Source organism: Paenibacillus ihbetae, assembly GCF_002741055.1.
GTDB classification, from domain to species: Bacteria; Bacillota; Bacilli; order Paenibacillales; family Paenibacillaceae; genus Paenibacillus_AQ; species Paenibacillus_AQ ihbetae.
This window is the reverse complement of record NZ_CP016809.1, coordinates 4,535,470-4,555,168: the sequence shown is the minus strand read 5'-3', so window position 1 is coordinate 4,555,168 and position 19,699 is coordinate 4,535,470. Positions and strand designations below refer to the sequence as shown.

Sequence of the window (19,699 nt, the reverse complement as noted above, 5' to 3'; positions counted from 1 at the left end):
CCATCTTCTGAACAAATTGTCAGATGATGAGGGTTTTTCGGATTTCAACAAAGGCTTACAGGTTCTTGTCGCCTGGTTTCCAGTTCATTGGGCACAATCCGCCGGATTGCAGTGCTTGAAGCACGCGAAGTGTTTCTTCTACGCTGCGGCCCACGTCGTTGTGGTTAACGACTTGGTATTTCAGTTCGCCTTCCGGATCGATGATGAACAGGCCGCGAAGTGCAACACCTTCTTCTTCGATCAGAACGCCGTAGTCTCTTGCTACGTTCTTCGTGATGTCCGAAGCGAGCGGGAAGTTCAATGCTCCCAGACCGTTAGCGTCTCTGGATGTGTTGATCCAAGCTTTGTGGCTGTGGATAGAGTCAACACTTACACCCAGAATTTCAGTATCCAATGCTTTGAATTGATCGTAAGCATCGCTCAGTGCCGTGATTTCAGTCGGGCACACGAAAGTGAAATCGAGCGGATAGAAGAAGAATACGAGCCATTTACCGCGGTAGTCGGACAGGCTGACTTTTCCAAATTCTTTGCCGTCTCCCGATACGGTTTCCATCGTGAAATCAGGAGCTGCTTTACCAACCAAACGTTCTGCCATGATTGAATTCCTCCTTAACATATGTAGAACATATTAAAATGTGTAATCTATGTTCCCACGAACATTCACTAGAAATGTTATCATCGAGGCTTGGCAAAGTCAAGATTATAGAGGTTACTTTTTTATAATTATTATAAATAAGAATTTTTCTTGAACAGTGAGCGGTTTATCGAATGGCCGCTGCAATCAGGTCGCCCATCTCTGTAGTGCTGAGCGCCTTGCTCTTATCGACGGCGATGTCCGCTGTCCGGTGCCCGGCATCCAATACTTCAGCTACCGCGCGTTCGATTGCGTCCGCTGCATCGGCATAGCCGAAGGTCAGGCGGTACATGAGAGCAACCGACAAAATGGTCGCGATCGGGTTGGCCAGCCCTTGTCCCGCAATATCCGGCGCCGATCCGTGTACCGGCTCGTACAGGCCGAAGGCCCCTTCGCCCATGGATGCCGATGCCAGCATGCCGATGGACCCGGTGAGCATCGCTGCTTCGTCGCTCAGAATATCCCCGAACATGTTCTCGGTCACGATGACGTCAAAGCTGGACGGGCGGCGCAGAAGCTGCATCGCACAGTTGTCCACCAGCACATGCTCCAGCTCCACATCCGGATATTCCGGCGCGATGCGGTTGACCGTTTCACGCCACAGACGGGAGGTTTCCAGCACGTTCGCTTTATCGACCGACGCCAGCTTCTTGCGGCGCTTCTGGGCGATCTCGAACGCTTGGCGCACGATCCGCTCTACCTCGGCCGTATTGTAAACACAGGTATCCACCGCTTCTTCGCCGCCGGCACCTTCGCGTCTGAACTTCTCACCGAAGTAGATGCCGCCAGTCAGCTCGCGGACCACCATTAAGTCCGTGCCCTCGAGCACTTCGGGCTTCAACGTGGAAGCATCCTTCAAGCAGTCAAAAATGACAGCCGGGCGCAGGTTCGAAAATAATCCGAGCTCTTTGCGGATACCGAGCAATCCGGTTTCCGGGCGCAGCTCCTTCGGATTGTTGTCCCATTTCGGACCGCCTACCGCACCAAGCAGCACGGCATCGGCGCTTTTGCATACGCTCAGCGTTTCTTCCGGAAGCGGCGTCCCCTTCTCGTCAATGGCGATGCCGCCAAACAACGCGTGCTCTGTCGTGAAGGAATATCCGAAGACCTCTTCGGTCCGCTTTATAATTTTCTCCGCTTCCGCAACGACCTCAGGACCGATTCCGTCCCCGGCGATTACGGCAATTTTCTTCGTTTCTGCCATCGGTTGTCACTCCTTATTTATAATACGCTTCTCGTTTCGTCATCTAGTTACTGTTGTAACATACTTCCCTCACGGTGACCAAGATATAGAAACTATGAACTTAATTTGTTTTGCCTATAAGTGGGGGAGTGATCCGCAGGGAACGCGTTGACGATGTGGCCGGGGGCATTACTGCTTGGAGGGGGCTCCGAGGTAGTTCCATGGGTAGTTCCGTGGATAGTTCCATGGGTAGTTCCGTGGATAGTTCCATGGGTAGTTCCGTGGGTAGCTCCGTGGGTAGTTCCGTGGGTAGCTCCGTGGGTAGTTCCGTGGGTTGCTCCGAGTACGTATCGTTCCTCCAATCGCTGTTGTCGCCGACTTTCATGATTATATATTTAGCGGTGGAATTTCGGCTCCAAAGGCGAACGCTTCGCTTTTCCGGAATCGATTCGTCCTCTCCGCTGCTTCGCAGCTCTTGGCTGTCCGCGTTCCCTTCGGCTCACTTGGCGGGAAGGGGGATGGCTGCCTGCTCCGCTTGGGCAGCCACCCTTAGAATTTGAGTATCGCTTCGTCGGGTCCTGCTGCCTGGCTCCGCTTGGGTAGCCACCCTGGGACTTTGGGTATCGCTTCGTTAGGGCCTGCTGCCTGACTTCACTTCGGCAGCCCTGAAACTTTAGGTGTCGCTTGGATGTGCAGACTACTTACTGGACATAGTTGAGTACGTTTCTTGGCTGCTGGTGGATTACTTCACTGCTGCAGGGGTTACTCCGAGTACGTATCCCACTGCTTTTTGCCGGGGTTGCTCGAGTACGTATCGTTCCTCCAATCGCTGTTGTCGCCGAATTTCATGATTATATATTTAGCGGTGGAATTTCGGCTCCAAAGGCGACCGCTCCGCTTTTCCGGAATCGATTCGTCCTCTCCGCTGCTTCGCAGCTCTTCGCTGTCCGCGTTCCCTTCGGCTCACTTGGCGGGGAAAGGGGATGGCTGCCTGCTCCGCTTGGGCAGCCACCCTGAGAATTTGAGCGTCGCTTCGTCGGGTCCTGCTGCCTGACTTCACTTCGGCAGCCCTGAAAACTTTAAGGGTCGCTTGGATGTGCAGACTACTTACTGGACACAGTTGAGTACGTTTCTTGGCTGCTGGTGGATTACTTCACTGCTGCAGGGGTTACTCCGAGTACGTATCCCACTGCTTTTTGCTGGGGTTGCTCGAGTACGTATCGTTCCTCCAATCGCTGTTGTCGCCGAATTTCATGATTATATATTTAGCGGTGGAATTTCGGCTCCAAAGGCGACCGCTCCGCTTTTCCGGAATCGATTCGTCCTCTCCGCTGCTTTGCAGCTCTGGGCTGTCCGCGTTCCCTTCGGCTCACTTGGCGGGGAAAGGGGATGGCTGCCTGCTCCGCTTGGGCAGCCACCCTGGGAATATGAGTGTCGCTTCGTTGGGGCCTGCTGCCTGGCTCCGCTTGGCCAGCCACCCTGAGAATTTGAGCGTCGCTTCGTCGGGTCCTGCTGCCTGGCTTCACTTCGGCAGCCCTGAAAACCTTAAGGGTCGCTTGGATGTGTAGACTACTTACTGGACATAGTTGAGTACGTTTCTTGGCTGCTGGTGGATTACTTCACTGCTGCAGGGGTTACTCCGAGTACGTATCCCACTGCTTTTTGCCGGGGTTGCTCGAGTACGTATCGTACCTCCAATCGCTGTTGTCGCCGAAATTCATGATTATATATTTGGCGGTGGAATTTCGGCTCCAAAGGCGACCGCTCCGCTTTTCCGGAATCGATGCGTCCTCTCCGCTGCTTCGCAGTTCTTCGCTGTCCGCGTTCCCTTCGGCTCACTTGGCGGGGAAAGGGGATGGCTGCCTGCTCCGCTTGGGCAGCCACCCTGGGACTTTGGGTATCGCTTCGTTGGGGCCTGCTGCCTGGCTTCACTTCGGCAGCCCGGTTACTTTGGTGCCGCTTCGTTGGGGCCCTGCCTGGCTTCGCTTTGGCATCCATAACACAGACCGATTCCGCAGCAAGAAGCTAGCAGCTGAAGGAGCGGGCAGCCGCTTGTCCATCCGCTATACCGGGTCCAGCTCGCTTAAATCGGGCACCTGAATGCGGTGTTTTTTCCAAAAATCCGTATAAAGCTCCGCTTGAAGCGCCCTATAGCTATCCATCCCTTTCAGGTCTTCATCCGCTAGGATATGTCCCATCAGCTTATTCGTGTATATCGCTGCCTCGTACGCGCTGTACAGCTCCTCGCTATTCCAGAAATCCTCCTCGCTCAGTCCCGTGATTCGAATCCGCTGCTCCATGATGTATAAGGTCAGCTGTTCCGCGGATGTTTTGGGGCCGGTGTCCTTCATCGCACGCATCTGCATGTCGATCATATCCCTGACCTCTTCCTGTGTTACCGTGATTCCGGTTTGTTTGGCATGGTGCACGGTCAGCGCCTCGGTAATCATGTGTTGCAGCACCTCCTCGCCCGAAGGTTTCTCGTTCCACTGATTCAAGGCGTGGATCAGCTCTTTGCTTTTCATGGTGAACACGTATTCCGCAAGCGAAATACGCACTTCGTCCGTCTTGATCTTCCAAGGGGACAGCTCTTGATTCCGGATCTGATGCTGGATCGATTGGATGGAATCAAAGGTATCCCGGACCAGCCGCTTGTTGTCTTCCGTGAATGCGGCAGTTGGAATCGCGGGCATATCATCCGCGAGCTCCGGCAAAGCCCGCTGGGCGTTCTCGTCCGTCTTGGCGGCAGGGGCATGGTCACATGCGCTGATCGCAAGTAATACCGCCACTAATCCAAACAGCGAGAGCTTTCGTAAGCGGATTGCGTTTCGGTAACGAGAGCTCATGCTCGCTCGTCCCTCCTTATAAAATCCTCCGTTTCTTTTATTAACGTTACGCTCACCCCTTTGGTTACATTTCTTTGTTAATGCGCTACAATAGAAAATGAAATCGTTTTAATTACCAATACCCACCAAGGAGATGATCCCCTCATGCAGTACACCTCTCTAGGCAAATCCGGCATGAAAGTCAGCCGTCTGTGTCTCGGTACGATGAATTTCGGACCTGCCACCGATGAGAAGGAAGCCTTTCGCATCATGGATGCGGCGGTGGATGCCGGCGTGAATTTTTTCGACACCGCTAATGTTTACGGCTGGGGCGAAAACGCCGGGCTGACCGAAACGATAATCGGGCGATGGTTCAAGCAGGGCGGCGGCCGGCGGGAGAAGGTCATTTTGGCCACGAAATTTTACGGGTCGATGAGCGATCCGCTTGACGGTCCCAACGATGCGGCAGGCTTATCCGCTTATAAGCTCCGGCGCCATCTCGAAGGTTCGCTGAAGCGGCTGCAGACCGATCATATCGAGCTGTACCAGATGCATCACGTGGATTCATCCGTAACATGGGACGAGCTATGGGGAGCATTCGAGGTCGCGGTTCATCAAGGAAAAATCGGTTATGTCGGCTCGAGCAATTTCGCCGGATGGCATATCGCCGTTGCTCAGGCCGCTGCCAAAAACCGGAACTTCCTTGGTCTGGTATCCGAGCAGCATAAGTACAGCCTGACCTGCAGGCTCCCTGAGCTTGAAGTGCTGCCAGCGGCGCAAAGCCTCGGCCTCGGCGTCATTCCGTGGAGTCCGCTCGACGGCGGATTGCTGGGACGCAACGCGCTGAAGAAGATTGAGGGTTCGAGAAGCGGCGGCAATGCGGAGCGGATTGAGAAGCACCGTGCCCAGCTGGAGCAATTCGCCGCACTTTGCCAGGAGCTCGGAGAGCCCCAGGATAATGTGGCACTGGCCTGGCTTCTTAAAAATCCGGCCGTCACCGGACCGATCATCGGTCCGCGTACCTTGGAACAATTCGAAAGCTCCTTAAGATGCCTCGAGGTGGAGCTCGACGAATCCGTTATGAAGCGGCTGGATGAAATTTTCCCTGGTCCGGGAGGCCCTGCGCCGCAAGCTTACGCCTGGTAAGACGCAAATCCTGGAACACCCCGTAAAAATAATGCCACTTTGGACAAGTTGTTCACAATATGGGCCCCTCGCAGCGCTTAAACGATTTCAGTCAGAGCGAAAGTACCGGAGCACACTTGCTTACGCGCTAACGTTCTCCGGTGGAGCCATAACCGTACGCAGCTATTACAAAAAAAGGAGGATCCGCTTAAGAAGCGGCTCCTCCTTTTTATATCAGTCATTTCCAGGCTGTTCACCCGTCGCGTAGAAAAGGCTGCAGCCTGGGAATTCCCAATAATTATTACTCTTATTTCTTGATCCAATGCATCATTTCACGAAGCTGTGCGCCCACGACTTCGAGCTGATGCTCGGACTCGTTGCGGCGAGTAGCTGTCAGGAATGCACGGCCGGATTGGTTCTCGAGAATAAAGTCGCGAGCGAATTTACCCTGTTGAATATCGGACAATACTTCCTTCATCGCTTTCTTCGTTTCTTCGGTAACGATGCGAGGGCCTGTTACATAGTCGCCGTATTCCGCAGTGTTACTGATGGAGTCGCGCATGTTAGCAAGTCCGCCTTCATAGATCATGTCGACGATCAGCTTCAGTTCATGCAGACACTCGAAGTAAGCCATTTCCGGAGCATAACCGGCTTCTGTCAACGTTTCGAAACCAGCCTTGATCAGCGCGGATACGCCGCCGCACAGTACAGCCTGCTCACCGAACAGATCGGTTTCGGTTTCTTCGCGGAAGGATGTTTCGATAACGCCTGCACGGGTACAGCCGATGCCTTTAGCATAAGCAAGGCCGATTGCCTTAGCTTGTCCGGTCGCGTCCTTCTCGATCGCGATCAATCCAGGTACGCCGAAGCCCTCAACATATGTGCGGCGAACCATGTGACCCGGGGATTTCGGAGCTACGAGCAGGACGTCGTTGTCTTTAGGTGCCACGATTTGGCCAAAATGAACGTTGAAGCCATGGGAGAACATCAACGCCGCGCCCTTCTTGAGGTTCGGCTCGATATCGTTCTTGTACACCGACGCTTGCGTTTCGTCCGGCATAAGAATTTGAACGACATCCGCACGGCTTACAGCCTCCGCTACAGAAAGCACCTCGAACCCGTCGTTCTTCGCTTTGTCGAAGGATTTTCCTTCACGAAGACCGATCACCACTTGGAGACCGCTGTCGCGCAGGTTCTGTGCTTGGGCATGCCCTTGGCTGCCGTAGCCGATTACCGCGATCGTTTTGTCCTTAAGTACGCTGAGCTCTGCATCTTGTTCATAGTAAGTAGTAACTGCCATTTGGATAAGTCCTCCTTTAATTTTAAGACCCTTCATGATGAGCGGGTATTTCAATCGGCCCGGCTTAGTGGCCCGGTCTGCTGAAACACCCGCTCATGCCATGCAGGTGTCTGCTGATATTGATGGTTTGAAGCTCAAAAGCGAATTGTATCAAGAAGCGAACGGATGATTACGCATTACCGCGAATCATCGCGGTAACGCCGGTCCGGGACAGTTCTTGGATCCCGTAAGGCTTCAGCAGCTCGATCATCGCATCGATCTTCACGGTATCGCCAACAACCTGAACCATCAGGTTGGAGGTACCGATGTCGACGACCGAAGCCCGGAAGGTCTCGACGACGCCCATGATTTCAGGTCTGGCGGAAGGCTCCGCCTTGACCTTGATCAGGGCAAGCTCCCTTGCGACCATCGGCTTGGAGCTCAGGTTGATGACTTTGATGACATCGATCAGCTTGTATAGCTGCTTCTCGATCTGCTCCAGCGTCGTGTCATCTCCCGTCGTCACGATGACCATCCGCGACAGCCCCTGCTCCTCCGATTGCCCCACGGTAATGCTCTCGATGTTGAAGCCTCTGCGGCCAAACAATCCCGAAACCCGCTGCAGGACACCCGGCTGGTCGTTAACTAGTACGGCAATGGTATGTTTTGTACTCATCTTACGCATCCCCCATCAGCATTTGATCGATCGTCGACCCTTGCGGTACCATCGGATACACGTTCTCGCCTTTCTCGACCACGAACTCGACGAGCACCGGTCCCGGCGTTTCCATCGCTTCGGCCCAAGCGCGGTGCGCTTCGTCTTTCGTCGTGGCGCGAAGACCTTTCACACCGTAAGCTTCAGCAAGCTTGACGAAATCCGGGCTGCCCGCCAGATCGATGTGGCTGTAACGGTTGTCGTAGATCAGCTCCTGCCATTGGCGAACCATGCCAAGCACCTGGTTGTTGATGACCACGATTTTGACCGGAATGTTGTTGATGGCGCAGATCGCAAGCTCCTGGGAGCACATCTGCATGCCGCCGTCCCCGTTGATCGAGATGACGAGCCGGTCGGGATGGGCCATTTGGGCGCCGATGGCGGAAGGGAATCCGAAGCCCATCGTGCCGAGGCCGCCGGAGGTGATCCATGAACGCGGCTGGTTGAATTTGTAATACTGGGCCGCCCACATTTGGTGCTGTCCGACGTCCGTCGTTACGATCGCTTCGCCCTTGGTCGTCTCGTTCAGCATTTCGATAACCCACTGCGGCTTGAGTACGGTATCCGAATCCACGTAGCGGTACGGATATTCCGCCTTCCACTTGCCGATCTGGTCTCTCCAAGCATCCGCCTTGCCTGCATATCCGACGAGCGGATTCAGCATTTCAAGCACGGTTTTGACATCCCCGACAATCGGAATATCGGTTGGCACGTTCTTGCCGATCTCGGCCGGATCGATGTCAATATGAGCGATTTTGGCATTCGGTGCAAATCCATTGAGTTTGCCGGTAACGCGATCATCGAATCTGGCTCCGATGCTGATCAGCAGGTCGGATTGTTGAATGGCCTGGTTCGACGTGTACGTGCCATGCATGCCCGGCATGCCCGTCCAGAGCTCGTGTCCCGTCGGGAATCCGCCCAGCCCGAGCAGCGTCGTCGTGATCGGAATGCCCGTCTTGTTGACGAATTCCAGCAGCCCTTCATGCGCGCCGGAGTAAATGACGCCGCCGCCGGCAAGAATCATTGGACGCTCGGCATCCTCGATCGCACGGGCTAGCTTGTCGAGCTGCAGACGATTCGGTACCGTTCGCGGGTTATAGCCCCGCAGGTGAACGGTATCTTCCGGCTTGAACAGCGTGGTTGCCGCCGATACGTCCTTCGGAATATCGATCAGCACCGGCCCTTTGCGTCCCGTGGACGCGATGTGGAATGCCTCGTGGATGATCCGCGGCAGATCTTCGACATTCCGCACCAGATAGCTGTGCTTGGTGATCGGCATCGTGATACCTGTAATATCCGCTTCCTGGAAGGCATCCGTTCCGATCAGCGTAGTTGCTACGTTACCGGTAATGACAACGAGCGGAACAGAATCCATATAGGCTGTTGCAATCCCGGTTACGAGGTTCGTTGCCCCCGGTCCCGAGGTGGCGATACACACACCTACTTTACCGCTTGCCCGGGCATATCCGTCGGCTGCATGGATGGCGCCTTGCTCGTGACGAGTCAAGACATGGTTGAAATCCTCAAAACCATACATCGCATCATAGATATACAGGACGGCTCCGCCCGGATATCCGAATACGCACTCGACACCTTCGAGCAGAAGACTCCGAAGCAAGATTTCCGATCCGGTAATCACTTCAGGCTTCATCCATTTCTCACGTAATTGTTCTGTAGACCGCACTTCTGGAGTTTGCGCGCTCATCAGTCATCCTCCTCTCAAAAATTGGCTTGCTCTAATTTCCACCGATCCAAGCATCAAAAAAACCTTCCGTCTCCACACCCGGATTATCTCCGTGTGAGGGACGAAAGGTTCTGGCTTCCGTGGTACCACCCATATTTGCTCTACACCTCGCAGTGTAAAGCCTCAGCAGGTATGAAGGCTCTCGCATAACACCAGCTCTTCAATATCTGCAGTCCGTAACGTGGACTTACACGATTTTCCCTAATAAATGCTGTTACGACTTAATGCGGTAAAGTCATAGCATAGCATCTTTCAGGAAAACAGCTCCGAGGTGAGCTCGTATAAAAGGGGTTTTGGTGGTGGTTGCAGCAAATCCATCCACTCTCTGAGCAAAAGAGCCCTTTAAACTTCGTCCTCATCATTGCCGATTGGATATATTCGTTAAAATGTTTAGAAACATTATATGACCGTTCCAATCCAGAAGTCAACACATTTATTTTACTTCGGATGATAGGTTTTCATGCACTATGCGATTTATAGCTTTCGGCCTTTGCCGCAAAACACGCTCCCAAAGCCTGATACATATGATAAATCGAGCAGCAAACCTCGGCGCGTGAAGGGAGAGAAAAACGATGATCCGCTACTGGAAACCCGGGCAGGATGACGTCATGATTCTGCAGCTGATTGAATCCCAGCTCGTCCCTCTTTCCCATATGAGCCCGAAGGAGATCGATGCGATCCGTAAAGATATCCCTGCCCGATTACGTCGCGGCGTAACCCTCGTTGCAGCCGGACAGGAGGATCGAGTCCTCGCCTTCATCCATTTCCTGATGCATGGCGAGCTGCTGTATATCGATATGCTGGCCGTCGCACCCGCCGTACAGCGAAAGCAATGGGGCATCCGCTTGATGGAGCATGCCGAACGTTTCGCTATATCCCGCGGTTGCAAGCGAGCGAAAGTGATGGTAGATATCGGGAACCGGGGCGGGCTCGCCTTTTACAGCAAGCTCGGTTATACGGTAACCCGAATCATCTCAAACAGCCGGTGCTACGAGATGGAAAAAGTGTGGTATCCTTAGCCTTACCAGAAAAATCCGCCGAACGGTCCGCCAAATCCGCCGTAACCGGGGCCGTAGAATCCGCCATATCCGGAATATCCCCCGTATCCGTTCGGATATCCGGGATACCCGCCGTAAGCGTAAGGTGCGGTGCCGATTGCAAGCAAGTCGAACAGCACGAGAGGAACGATGGCTTTCGTCTTTACCTCTTTCCCGCTCGGTTCAACGTACAGACGGCTCCCCGATACCTTGACCAATTTGCCTGTCACCACGGTCCCGTCTTTCTTATACACCACGATCCGCTTGCCCACATACGACTTCACTTTCGCCTTGTTGACAGGCTTTTCCATGAAGATCCCTCCTTGAGGTAATATACATTTCAATCTATTCCGCGAGAGGGAGACTTGCTTGTTTGATGGCCCTATGCAGCAAATATAGACGATAAAATTACGAACACCCCGGGGCAAGATTAACCGGTGTTTCCGAAGCCTCTGAATATCCGATGAACGCAAAGAAACCGCCGAATAATTCGGCGGTTTCTTCATACATGTAGTATTAAGCGTTCACTTTTTCTTTAGCAACGGTTGCCAAAGAGTTGAATGCGTTCAGATCGTTCACAGCCAGATCAGCCAGCATTTTGCGGTTGATATCCACGCCAGCAAGCTTCAGGCCATGCATCATTTTGCTGTAGGACAGACCGTTTTGGCGAGCAGCCGCGTTAATACGAACGATCCACAATTTACGGAAATTGCGCTTCGTTTGACGGCGATCCCGGTAAGCGTAAACGAGGGATTTCATAACCTGCTCGTTTGCAGTTTTAAAAATACGGTGTTTGGAACCGAAATAACCTTTCGCAAGCTTCAATACTTTTTTATGTCGACGACGAACGACAAATCCGCCTTTAACTCGTGCCATATCAAAAGACCTCCCAATAAATGTTGTTTACTATTTCAAGTTAGCCAGACCTTGCTTCAAACGTTTAACATCTCCAGGCGCCATTACAGGGCTGTTGGACAGCACGCGCTTCGCACGCTTGGATTTGTGGGACAGCAAGTGGTTTTTGTAAGCTTTGTAACGTTTAACTTTACCAGTACCGGTAATCTTGAAGCGGCCTTTCAGGCTGCTGTGTGTTTTCATTTTAGGCATTGTTGTACTTCCTCCTCTAATTTCTCTTAGGCTTTAGGAGCCAAAATCATAATCATGCTGCGGCCTTCCAGCTTCGGCTGACGTTCGACGACGCAGAGGTCCGCCACTTCCGTCTTCACGCGTTCCAGAATCTTCTGGCCGATGTTCGCATGGGTGATTTCACGACCGCGGAAACGCACGGAGCATTTCACTTTGTCGCCGTCCTTCAAAAACTTAACGACATTGCGGAGCTTGGTCTGGAAATCATGCTCCTCAATGTTGGCCCGGAACCATACTTCCTTGATATCCACGATCTTCTGGTTCTTGCGCGCTTCCTTCTCTTTCTTCTGCTGCTCATAGCGGAATTTACCATAGTCCATGATGCGGCATACCGGCGGTTTCGCCTGAGGGGCCACGTTCACCAGATCCAGATTGAGATCAATTGCCATCTGCAGTGCTTCACGAATCGGCTTGATCCCGATCTGTTCACCCTCCGGGCCGACCAAGCGCACTTCCTTGGCCCGAATCTCGTCATTGATCATATGTTCCTTACTGATAGTCCTCCACCTCCAGATAACTTGTGATTCCTGCTTGCACAAAAAAATAAAGGGATGACGGTTCAACCACCGACATCCCTATTTGATAACTCATTCAAAAATGAAACTTAATCCATTCATTGATTTCGTGATCAAACCAGCCAACCTATGTCGGTCAGGTGAGAAGCGGTGCTTCTACTTGCAATCAGAATATTCTGTTACAAAGACTAGAACAGTATAACAAGTACACTGGACTATGTCAACACTGTCCGCGAAATTTTAATTAGCCTTGCTTGCTCTGCACTTCTTCAAGCCGAACGACCCGCGTATGCTCGGTATGGCTCCATGTTTTGTTATTCTGCGTGAAGAAGGCATAGACGGTAATCGGGTACCAAGACAGCAGATAGATCGGGAACAGAATGAGGTACATGTATACCTTCTTGAACTTCACCTTCTCCAGGATCATGGCGATCATGAAGGTGAACACGTTCGCCGCAATCGCCGTAAAGCTCAGCCAGATCGGCAAAAGCCCGTATAGGTTCGCGATATTCGGACCGTCAAAGAACGAGTTGTCGACCCAAATGATGGCGGTCAATACAAACGTCAGCAGGACGATATACACGTTGACCCCATACAGCGCCAAGTCGAGCTTCACGATGCTGCGCTCCTTAATAGCGCGCCACAGCAGCGGGAAGAAATAACGGCGGGCAACCGTGAAGTGGCCCTGCATCCAGCGCAGACGCTGTCTGGCCGAAGCCTTGAACGTCAGCGGCTTTTCGTCGAACACTTTGGCGTCGTAGTTGAACTTCGGATAAACGCCGCGCATCACGCTGCGCATCGTGAACTCCAAGTCCTCGACCAAGCTTGTAGCTCCCCAGCCAATCTCCTTCAGGAGATTGGTCTCGAAGCACATGCCGGTGCCGCCGAGGAAGTTGGCCATATTCAAATTGTGGCGGGACAGCTGCCACAGACGGTTGATATACCAGTAGGATACGCCGTAAGCGGCTGTGATCCAGGAATCCTCAGGGTTCTTGGTATCGATATATCCCTGGATGACCTTCGCTCCCGAGCAAAGATCGTTATTCATTTCGATCAGGAAATTCGGGTCCGCCAAATTGTCGGCGTCAAACATGACGACCGCATCGTACTGGCGAGGCATCGCCCAGAGCTCTTTGAGCATCCACTCGATGGCATACCCTTTTCCGCGGAGATTCTGATTCGTGCGCACGCACGCATTCATCCCATGCGAACGGACGATTTCGGCTGTGCGGTCTGTACAGTTGTCGCAGATAACGAATACATCGTACAGCTCCTTCGGATAATTGAGCTGCTTCAGGTTCTCCATGAGAGCCCCGACAACCTGCTCTTCGTTGTGCGCAGCCACAAGGACTGCAAAGGATTTATTCGGTGCAAAGTGCTTTTTCTTTTTTCTCTTGATCAGACCAAACAAAGAGAATACGAACTGGTACACACCCACCGCGGCCAAAAATAATTGGAGCGCGATAAAGATGGCGTCTGTCATGATTCTCCGTTACCCCCTTTTTTATAACCCGAGAATGTGTTGTGTTTTTTTCTCTCTACATTTTTTTCTTGCTCTAATGACCCTGTTGACTATTGTCTTGTGTCTTTTCTAGATCTTAGCCTCGGTGCCGCGGGGCTGCTTTTCGCACGTCATACACGATTTTCCACACTTTCGTATCTTTTGTCAAAAGCGTGGAATGCTCTAATTTACCGAAAAACTTCGCAAAAGAGCTCAGCTTGCATTCCAGCGTGGCAGCAAACTTCGTTTCAAACGGCTTTAGTTCTTATTTTCATCTGTTTTCTTGCTTTTTATTTCTTTTGGCCGCCTAATTTTTTTACAGCAAACTTGTCCGCCAATGAATAAACGTAACAGACAACCAAAAAGTTTTGATTCATCACACTCTTTTCTTTAAATAAACTTTTTGCTGTCCGTTTGAATCATTGTAGCGGCTCCTTATACCGAAGTCAAAAGTCCGCAGACCCTTCTTTTCTACAAATTCCGCATCGCCCGCAAGTGGCTTAAGTAGCAAGCAGGATGGGACAGCGCATGTCAGCATTGATTTCTTGATCCGGGACCATAGTCCCTCCCCATAGCAGCCGGAAACAGTTGCATTCTCTTCCTAAAGCCGATATGTTAAAGTTAAAGAATAACGCTGCAGAACGGGTGAAAAGTAGTGGCTAAAAAAAGAGTCTTGCTGTTATCTGAAGGGTTCGGTGCAGGTCATACGCAGGCCGCCCACGCACTCTCCAGCAGCCTGCGCCAATTGTCCCCTAGCGTACAAACGAAGGTACTAGAGCTCGGAAGCTTCCTGAACCCCAAGATCGCTCCGTTGATCATCTCGGCGTACAGGAAGACGATCACGACACGCCCGAGACTCGTAGGGTACATGTACCGCCATCAGAAATCCTTTAACCGGTTCACCGCTTTAGCGCTCCACCGGATCTTCTATACAAGCACCAAGAACGTGGTCAGGGCGCTTCGGCCCGATATCATCGTATGCACGCACTTTATTCCGAGCGCGGTTATATCCCGTTTGAAGCGGCTGGGCACCGATGTGCCTCTGTGTACCGTTATTACCGATTACGATGCCCATGATACGTGGATCAGTCCCGAAGTCGACCGCTACTTCGTCTCGACGCCGGAAGTGAAGCGGAAGCTGCTGAACCGCGGCGTCTCCCAGGCAAAAATCCAGGTGACCGGCATTCCGATCCACCCCGATTTCTGGACCCATCCAAGCAAGGATGAAATCCGCGAGCGCTTCAATCTGTCCGATATGCCGACCGTTCTCGTTATGGGCGGCGGCTGGGGCATTATGAACGACGAGGTCGTTAACGAATATTTGACCCGGTGGAGCAAGCAGGTCCAGATTATCTTCTGCCTTGGAAACAATGACAAGGCCCGGGAGGAGATGGAAGCCAACCCGCGCTTCCAGCACCCGAATATCCGGCTGCTGGGCTTTACCCGCGAAATTGACAAGCTGATGGAAGTATCCGATCTGCTCGTCACGAAGCCGGGCGGAATGACCTGTACGGAAGGGCTGGCCAAAGGCATTCCGATGCTGTTTCATCAGCCGCTTCCCGGGCAGGAGGAAGAGAACTGCCAATACTTTACGGCTCAAGGCCTGGGGGAGCCCATCACCTCGCTGGAGGTCATCGGCAAATGGATGAACATGCTGCTACACCAATACGACCGCATCCAGGAGCAGCGTGAGCGGAATTTGAAGGACATCGAGCGGTTTCATCCCATGCAAAGCGCGAAAAGCATTATCGACATGCTTGAAAATGAAAAGGTGTACTCCTAGAAATTGGAGTACACCTTTTTGGATTAACCAGCGTTCCCATCCCATCCGCACGAAGCTGCATCAATCGACCATGTTCCCGAGGATCCGGATGTAAATCGGTGCAAGTTCGATCTTTTTCTTCTATTATAATTATCCTTGTAACCGTTATCATAGGAAGTGCACGGTGCTGGCATTGTGCAATCTACTATTTTCCGTATTTCTCCAGCCGGTTCGGGCGATAGCTTTCGAGCGCGGCTTCCCCGATAAGGACCTCGCAGCGATGAATCTTCATCCCCTGCCCGACAAACTTCGTCTCGTATTCGGTCATCACATGCTCTTCGTTCAGCCCGTCACGATGTAAATCCAGGGAAATATTAGTCATCTGCAAACCGTAATCCGCGAAAGCATTCAACGAAAATTCAAACAGCGTGACCGAGTCCGTCTTAAAGTGAATCTGGCCTCTGTCGTTCAAAATCGCCTTATATTTATCCAGGAACCGCGGATGCGTCAAACGGCGGCGCGCATGTCTTGATTTGGGCCACGGATCGCTGAAATTCAAATAAATTCGTTCGATCTCTCCCGGAGCGAAGGCCTGCTCGACGTTCTCGATATTGAGCAGAGCCAGCTTCAAATTCGGCGGGGTATCCACTCCCTCCGAAGCCCATACGCCCCGTCCCTTCTCGCTTGCACGACGAATCAGCTCATCGTACATATCCACGCCGATAAAATTGACATCCCGGTGCTTGTAGCTCATCTGACTGATGAACTGGCCTTTGCCCATACCGAATTCGACATGGATCGGAAGATCGTTGCCGAACAGCTCGGCCCACTTTCCTCTATATTGACCGGGGTCCAAAACGACCAGATCTTCCTGCTGCTCCAGATTTTCCCGAATACCTTTTCTCCCGCGTAAACGCATCACATACCTCCACAAGCTTGTCCAATGAATTGGGACGTCATATCCCGATACTGCAATATTGTGACGAAGTTACGGCCAAAAGTAAAGAGCCAATAGAAAAAGGAACCTTATCTTTCCCTCCCGGAAAAGAAACAGGTTCCTCTTTCTTATATTGGAATTGGGGTTCCGCGGTAGTTAAACTGTGAAATATTTACCTTTCTTGTGTTTGGAAATCAAATGTCTTCTCAAAGGCGGCCCGAATTTTACGTTGTGCCGAAGCCTTCACATCATGATCGGCATTAAATTCCACGCCGGTCAGAGCCAAAGCTTCATTCGGGGTAAGTTCCACAGCGATCTTATCTCTGTCAGACTTCACTGTCGATGAATTCATTCGCAATCACCTCACGGTATTATTGTATCCATGACGTCTTACAAATATGAATCCTCTCCGTATATATACCCGTATCAATACAGCCTGAAACAGATATTTATTTTTCTAATTTAAATATACCAACTAAGGGAGGCCCATTCAAGTAACAATGAAGAATTAGGCTGTAAGACCCCCATATGACGATAACGGCTGTTTTTTGCTACAATAGACGTAAGCCGCGATCAAAGTCCAAGCAGTCGCAAAGCCGTATCCTTTTCGAGGAATCCGGGGCTTGGCCTTAGCTTGCTTACAACGTATTCAGCCCACCTGTGTGCTGTAAAGGAGAAGCGATGAGTACAACAGTGATGCAGACCCCACGATTATGGGGGGATAAACGTTTTCATACATGGAATTACGAGATGCGCAGCCAATTCCAGGATAAAGTGTTCAAAGTCATGCTGGATGCCGGTTTTACCTGTCCCAACCGCGACGGAACGATTGCCAAGGGCGGCTGCACCTTCTGCAGCGCCCGCGGATCCGGCGATTTTGCCGGGAGCCGGCGCGATGACCTGGTCACCCAGTTCAACACAATCCGGGACAGACAGCATTTGAAATGGCCGAACGCGAAATACATCGGGTACTTTCAGGCCTATACCAACACCTATGCGCCGGTAGAAGTGCTTCGCGAATACTATGAAGTGATACTTAAACAGCCCGGTGTCGTCGGATTGTCGATTGCAACGCGGCCGGACTGCCTGCCTGATGACGTGATCGAATATTTGGCCGAGCTGAACGAGCGAACGTACCTATGGGTGGAGATGGGGCTGCAGACCATTCACGACTCAACTTCCGAGCTCATCAACCGCGCCCATGACACCGAATGCTACCTCAGGGCTGTTGAGAAGCTCCGCAGCCATAACATCCGTGTGTGCACCCATATTATCTATGGCCTTCCGCAAGAGGACCATGAAATGATGCTTGCTACCGGCAAGGCGGTCTCGAGGATGGATGTCCAGGGCGTCAAGATCCACCTGCTGCACCTGATGCGCAAAACCCCGATGGTGAAGCAGTATGAAGCGGGATTGCTCCGATTTCTGGAACGAGATGAGTACGTGAATTTGATCGTCGATACCCTGGAATTCCTGCCGCCGGAGATGATCATCCACCGCCTGACCGGGGATGCGCCGCGGGAGCTGCTCATCGGACCGAAGTGGAGCCTCGACAAATGGCCGGTTCTCAACGGCATCGATGCCGAGCTGAGACGCCGGGATACTTGGCAGGGCAAGCTGTGGAGGGATTCGTAATGGGTTTCCTTTCCGTTCTAAGCTTTGCGCATAAGCTCGTGTCCGAACGGCTTCGGGCCGGGGAGGCTGCGCTTGACGCGACAGCGGGTACGGGGGCGGACACCCTGTTCCTGGCACGCTGCGTCGGCCCGAAAGGCAAAGTATTCGCCTTCGATATTCAAGAAGAAGCTCTGGAGCTGACGCGCCGCCGGCTTGCCAAGGAGCCGCCGGCGTCCCTTGGCGAGGTCTCATTACACCTTGAAAGCCATGCCCGCATGAATGACTGCGTGCCCGAGCTGCTTCACGGCCGGATCGGAGCGGTCATGTTTAACCTGGGCTACCTCCCGGCAGACACGGCTGATAAGCAGATTATGACCGAGCCTGAAAGCACGATTGCGGCTCTTGAGTCTTCCTTGCAGCTGCTGCGGCCCGGCGGCATCATCACCACCGTGCTGTATACCGGCCACCGGGGCGGCGACACGGAGGCCGCCGCCGTTGAGGCCTGGGCCGCAAGTCTGCCTTGGAGCACGGCGCAGACGATTGTGTACCGGGGACTGCAGCGGCCCGATGCGCCATATCTTATTGCGCTGGAGCGAAAAAAGCCGTTATGATAAGAGTTCAATGAGGCACAACCATTTTATCAACCACTACTACCATCATGATGAAAGGCAGTTGATTTACAATGACGAAACCTTATCCACTGTTGTTTCAACCCGAATTTAAAGAGCGTGTATGGGGCGGCCGCGCGCTGGAGCAGTTCGGCCTGGAGCTTCCCGAAGGGCATATCGGCGAAGGCTGGATGATCGCGGATCATCCGAACGGCACGACTACGATCGTAAACGGTGAGCTGGCAGGCCGCGGCCTTGACCAGATCCGCGAAGAGCTCGGACGCGAATGGTTCGGCACGAAAGGCTTTTCCGAAGTGAACGGACGCTTTCCACTCTTGATCAAGCTGCTTGACTGCAACGACAATCTGTCCGTACAGGTGCATCCGACCGATGATTATGAAGGCCTTCCGAAGGGAGAGCTCGGCAAGACGGAAATGTGGTATGTGCTTGATGCGAAGCCGGACGCCAAAATCATTTACGGTCTGAAGGAAGGCGTTACCCGCGACGTTCTGAAGGAAGCGATGGAAAACGGCACCGTCATGGAGCAGCTTCAGGAGATGCCCGTGAAAGCAGGCGATACATTCTACATACCGGCAGGCACCGTTCATGCCCTGTGCGCAGGGGTTGTCGTCGCGGAGATCCAGCAAAATTCGGATACCACCTACCGGATTTACGACTACAACCGTCCTGGGCTTGACGGCAAGCCGCGCGAGCTTCACATTGAGGATTCCCTCAATGTCACGGCCTATGAAGGCTCGGGGGCCACGAAGATGAGCACGGAAGGGGCTGTTCCTGGAGAATGGCTTCAGCTCGCGCAATCGCCGTACTTCATTGTGGAGAAAGGCATCGTTAACGGGGCATGGGAGCTCTCTACATCCGAGGATAGCTTTACCATTATCGTCGTCTGTGACGGAAAGGGAACACTGCGTTGGGACGGAGGCTCGATCGACTATACGTCCGGCCAATGCTTCCTGCTCCCTGCTAACCTGGGAACTTACACCCTGGACGGGGAATCCACGGTTCTTCGTTCCTATCTTCCTTAAGCTTAAGCAGCACGGCTCCACTCATCAGAGA

20 protein-coding genes are annotated in these 19,699 nt (G+C 52.7%); 7 read left to right on the top strand and 13 right to left on the bottom strand.

Going from position 1 to position 19,699, the window contains the following annotated elements; all coding sequences use genetic code 11:
- Positions 1-55: 55 nt before the first annotated feature.
- Together BBD41_RS20455 and leuB are read right to left on the bottom strand one after the other, a co-directional pair.
- On the bottom strand, positions 56-595 hold the full coding sequence (locus BBD41_RS20455) for a peroxiredoxin (protein ID WP_077567869.1): 540 nt from the start codon (positions 593-595) through the stop codon (positions 56-58).
- 166 nt (positions 596-761) lie between these two features.
- Positions 762-1,838, bottom strand: coding sequence for a 3-isopropylmalate dehydrogenase (gene leuB, locus BBD41_RS20450; RefSeq protein ID WP_007127248.1), 1,077 nt, complete (start codon positions 1,836-1,838; stop codon positions 762-764).
- A gap of 1,578 nt (positions 1,839-3,416) precedes the next feature.
- On the opposite strand from leuB, the gene BBD41_RS20435 reads away from it, so the two are divergent.
- Positions 3,417-3,917, top strand: coding sequence for a hypothetical protein (locus tag BBD41_RS20435; RefSeq protein ID WP_157929324.1), 501 nt, complete (start codon positions 3,417-3,419; stop codon positions 3,915-3,917).
- On the opposite strand, the gene BBD41_RS20430 is transcribed toward BBD41_RS20435, so the two are convergent.
- Positions 3,881-4,663, bottom strand: coding sequence for a SurA N-terminal domain-containing protein (locus tag BBD41_RS20430; RefSeq protein ID WP_077567872.1), 783 nt, complete (start codon positions 4,661-4,663; stop codon positions 3,881-3,883). The two genes, BBD41_RS20435 and BBD41_RS20430, sit on opposite strands and share 37 nt — an antisense overlap.
- Positions 4,664-4,807: 144 nt before the next feature.
- Between BBD41_RS20430 and BBD41_RS20425 the strand changes: the two genes are divergently transcribed.
- Entirely contained in the window at positions 4,808-5,788 is a 981-nt protein-coding gene (locus BBD41_RS20425; protein ID WP_028403768.1) for an aldo/keto reductase, read from the top strand.
- 286 nt (positions 5,789-6,074) lie between these two features.
- Here the strand turns inward: BBD41_RS20425 and ilvC are convergent, their stop codons facing one another.
- The 3 genes from ilvC to ilvB all read right to left on the bottom strand — a co-directional run bounded on the left by ilvC (position 6,075) and on the right by ilvB (position 9,466).
- On the bottom strand, positions 6,075-7,067 hold the full coding sequence (gene ilvC, locus BBD41_RS20420) for a ketol-acid reductoisomerase (protein ID WP_099478572.1): 993 nt from the start codon (positions 7,065-7,067) through the stop codon (positions 6,075-6,077).
- Between the two features lie 169 nt (positions 7,068-7,236).
- A complete protein-coding gene (gene ilvN, locus BBD41_RS20415) occupies positions 7,237-7,722 on the bottom strand; it encodes an acetolactate synthase small subunit (protein WP_077567874.1) in 486 nt (161 codons plus the stop codon).
- A 1-nt stretch (position 7,723) separates the two neighbouring features.
- Positions 7,724-9,466, bottom strand: a complete 1,743-nt coding sequence (ilvB, locus tag BBD41_RS20410) for a biosynthetic-type acetolactate synthase large subunit (RefSeq protein WP_007127243.1) — start codon at positions 9,464-9,466, stop codon at positions 7,724-7,726.
- A gap of 611 nt (positions 9,467-10,077) precedes the next feature.
- Here ilvB and BBD41_RS20405 point away from each other — a divergent pair.
- Positions 10,078-10,524: a GNAT family N-acetyltransferase gene (locus BBD41_RS20405; protein WP_077567875.1), complete on the top strand. Its 447-nt coding sequence runs from the start codon at positions 10,078-10,080 to the stop codon at positions 10,522-10,524.
- Between the two features lie 2 nt (positions 10,525-10,526).
- On the opposite strand, the gene BBD41_RS20400 is transcribed toward BBD41_RS20405, so the two are convergent.
- The 5 genes from BBD41_RS20400 to BBD41_RS20380 all read right to left on the bottom strand — a co-directional run bounded on the left by BBD41_RS20400 (position 10,527) and on the right by BBD41_RS20380 (position 13,686).
- Positions 10,527-10,853, bottom strand: a complete 327-nt coding sequence (locus tag BBD41_RS20400; RefSeq protein ID WP_099478571.1) for a hypothetical protein — start codon at positions 10,851-10,853, stop codon at positions 10,527-10,529.
- A gap of 205 nt (positions 10,854-11,058) precedes the next feature.
- Positions 11,059-11,418: a 50S ribosomal protein L20 gene (gene rplT, locus BBD41_RS20395; RefSeq protein ID WP_007127240.1), complete on the bottom strand. Its 360-nt coding sequence runs from the start codon at positions 11,416-11,418 to the stop codon at positions 11,059-11,061.
- A gap of 30 nt (positions 11,419-11,448) precedes the next feature.
- Positions 11,449-11,649 carry a 50S ribosomal protein L35 gene (rpmI, locus tag BBD41_RS20390; RefSeq protein WP_007127239.1) on the bottom strand — a complete coding sequence of 67 codons (201 nt, stop codon included), beginning with the start codon at positions 11,647-11,649 and terminating at the stop codon, positions 11,449-11,451.
- Between the two features lie 26 nt (positions 11,650-11,675).
- Entirely contained in the window at positions 11,676-12,170 is a 495-nt protein-coding gene (gene infC / locus BBD41_RS20385) for a translation initiation factor IF-3 (RefSeq protein WP_007127238.1), read from the bottom strand.
- Between the two features lie 277 nt (positions 12,171-12,447).
- Entirely contained in the window at positions 12,448-13,686 is a 1,239-nt protein-coding gene (locus tag BBD41_RS20380) for a glycosyltransferase family 2 protein (RefSeq protein ID WP_077567877.1), read from the bottom strand.
- 673 nt (positions 13,687-14,359) lie between these two features.
- Between BBD41_RS20380 and BBD41_RS20375 the strand changes: the two genes are divergently transcribed.
- Positions 14,360-15,487, top strand: a complete 1,128-nt coding sequence (locus BBD41_RS20375; RefSeq protein ID WP_007127236.1) for a UDP-N-acetylglucosamine--LPS N-acetylglucosamine transferase — start codon at positions 14,360-14,362, stop codon at positions 15,485-15,487.
- Between the two features lie 184 nt (positions 15,488-15,671).
- Here the strand turns inward: BBD41_RS20375 and trmB are convergent, their stop codons facing one another.
- Both trmB and BBD41_RS20365 read right to left on the bottom strand, forming a co-directional pair.
- Positions 15,672-16,385 carry a tRNA (guanosine(46)-N7)-methyltransferase TrmB gene (gene trmB, locus BBD41_RS20370; protein ID WP_077567878.1) on the bottom strand — a complete coding sequence of 238 codons (714 nt, stop codon included), beginning with the start codon at positions 16,383-16,385 and terminating at the stop codon, positions 15,672-15,674.
- Between the two features lie 190 nt (positions 16,386-16,575).
- A complete protein-coding gene (locus tag BBD41_RS20365; RefSeq protein ID WP_028403761.1) occupies positions 16,576-16,755 on the bottom strand; it encodes a hypothetical protein in 180 nt (59 codons plus the stop codon).
- 329 nt (positions 16,756-17,084) lie between these two features.
- On the opposite strand from BBD41_RS20365, the gene mnmL reads away from it, so the two are divergent.
- The 3 genes from mnmL (at position 17,085) to BBD41_RS20350 (ending at position 19,668) form a co-directional block, all read left to right on the top strand.
- Positions 17,085-18,038, top strand: coding sequence for a tRNA modification radical SAM protein MnmL/YtqA (gene mnmL / locus BBD41_RS20360; protein WP_077567879.1), 954 nt, complete (start codon positions 17,085-17,087; stop codon positions 18,036-18,038).
- A complete protein-coding gene (gene mnmM, locus BBD41_RS20355; protein WP_077567880.1) occupies positions 18,038-18,628 on the top strand; it encodes a tRNA 5-(aminomethyl)-2-thiouridylate-methyltransferase MnmM in 591 nt (196 codons plus the stop codon). Before mnmL ends, mnmM begins: the two co-directional genes overlap by 1 nt.
- A 71-nt stretch (positions 18,629-18,699) precedes the next feature.
- Positions 18,700-19,668 carry a type I phosphomannose isomerase catalytic subunit gene (locus BBD41_RS20350; protein ID WP_099478569.1) on the top strand — a complete coding sequence of 323 codons (969 nt, stop codon included), beginning with the start codon at positions 18,700-18,702 and terminating at the stop codon, positions 19,666-19,668.
- The last annotated feature ends 31 nt before the right edge of the window (positions 19,669-19,699 follow it).

Bases quoted from the DNA above. Each gene is read 5' to 3' on its own strand.
- BBD41_RS20455 (WP_077567869.1), bottom strand. From the start codon at position 595: ATGGCAGAACGTTTGGTTGGTAAAGCAGCTCCTGATTTCACGATGGAA.
- leuB (WP_007127248.1), bottom strand. From the start codon at position 1,838: ATGGCAGAAACGAAGAAAATTGCCGTAATCGCCGGGGACGGAATCGGT.
- BBD41_RS20430 (WP_077567872.1), bottom strand. From the start codon at position 4,663: ATGAGCTCTCGTTACCGAAACGCAATCCGCTTACGAAAGCTCTCGCTG.
- BBD41_RS20425 (WP_028403768.1), top strand. From the start codon at position 4,808: ATGCAGTACACCTCTCTAGGCAAATCCGGCATGAAAGTCAGCCGTCTG.
- ilvC (WP_099478572.1), bottom strand. From the start codon at position 7,067: ATGGCAGTTACTACTTACTATGAACAAGATGCAGAGCTCAGCGTACTT.
- ilvN (WP_077567874.1), bottom strand. From the start codon at position 7,722: ATGAGTACAAAACATACCATTGCCGTACTAGTTAACGACCAGCCGGGT.
- ilvB (WP_007127243.1), bottom strand. From the start codon at position 9,466: ATGAGCGCGCAAACTCCAGAAGTGCGGTCTACAGAACAATTACGTGAG.
- BBD41_RS20405 (WP_077567875.1), top strand. From the start codon at position 10,078: ATGATCCGCTACTGGAAACCCGGGCAGGATGACGTCATGATTCTGCAG.
- BBD41_RS20400 (WP_099478571.1), bottom strand. From the start codon at position 10,853: ATGGAAAAGCCTGTCAACAAGGCGAAAGTGAAGTCGTATGTGGGCAAG.
- rplT (WP_007127240.1), bottom strand. From the start codon at position 11,418: ATGGCACGAGTTAAAGGCGGATTTGTCGTTCGTCGTCGACATAAAAAA.
- rpmI (WP_007127239.1), bottom strand. From the start codon at position 11,649: ATGCCTAAAATGAAAACACACAGCAGCCTGAAAGGCCGCTTCAAGATT.
- infC (WP_007127238.1), bottom strand. From the start codon at position 12,170: ATGATCAATGACGAGATTCGGGCCAAGGAAGTGCGCTTGGTCGGCCCG.
- BBD41_RS20380 (WP_077567877.1), bottom strand. From the start codon at position 13,686: ATGACAGACGCCATCTTTATCGCGCTCCAATTATTTTTGGCCGCGGTG.
- trmB (WP_077567878.1), bottom strand. From the start codon at position 16,385: ATGCGTTTACGCGGGAGAAAAGGTATTCGGGAAAATCTGGAGCAGCAG.
- BBD41_RS20365 (WP_028403761.1), bottom strand. From the start codon at position 16,755: ATGAATTCATCGACAGTGAAGTCTGACAGAGATAAGATCGCTGTGGAA.
- mnmL (WP_077567879.1), top strand. From the start codon at position 17,085: ATGAGTACAACAGTGATGCAGACCCCACGATTATGGGGGGATAAACGT.
- mnmM (WP_077567880.1), top strand. From the start codon at position 18,038: ATGGGTTTCCTTTCCGTTCTAAGCTTTGCGCATAAGCTCGTGTCCGAA.
- BBD41_RS20350 (WP_099478569.1), top strand. From the start codon at position 18,700: ATGACGAAACCTTATCCACTGTTGTTTCAACCCGAATTTAAAGAGCGT.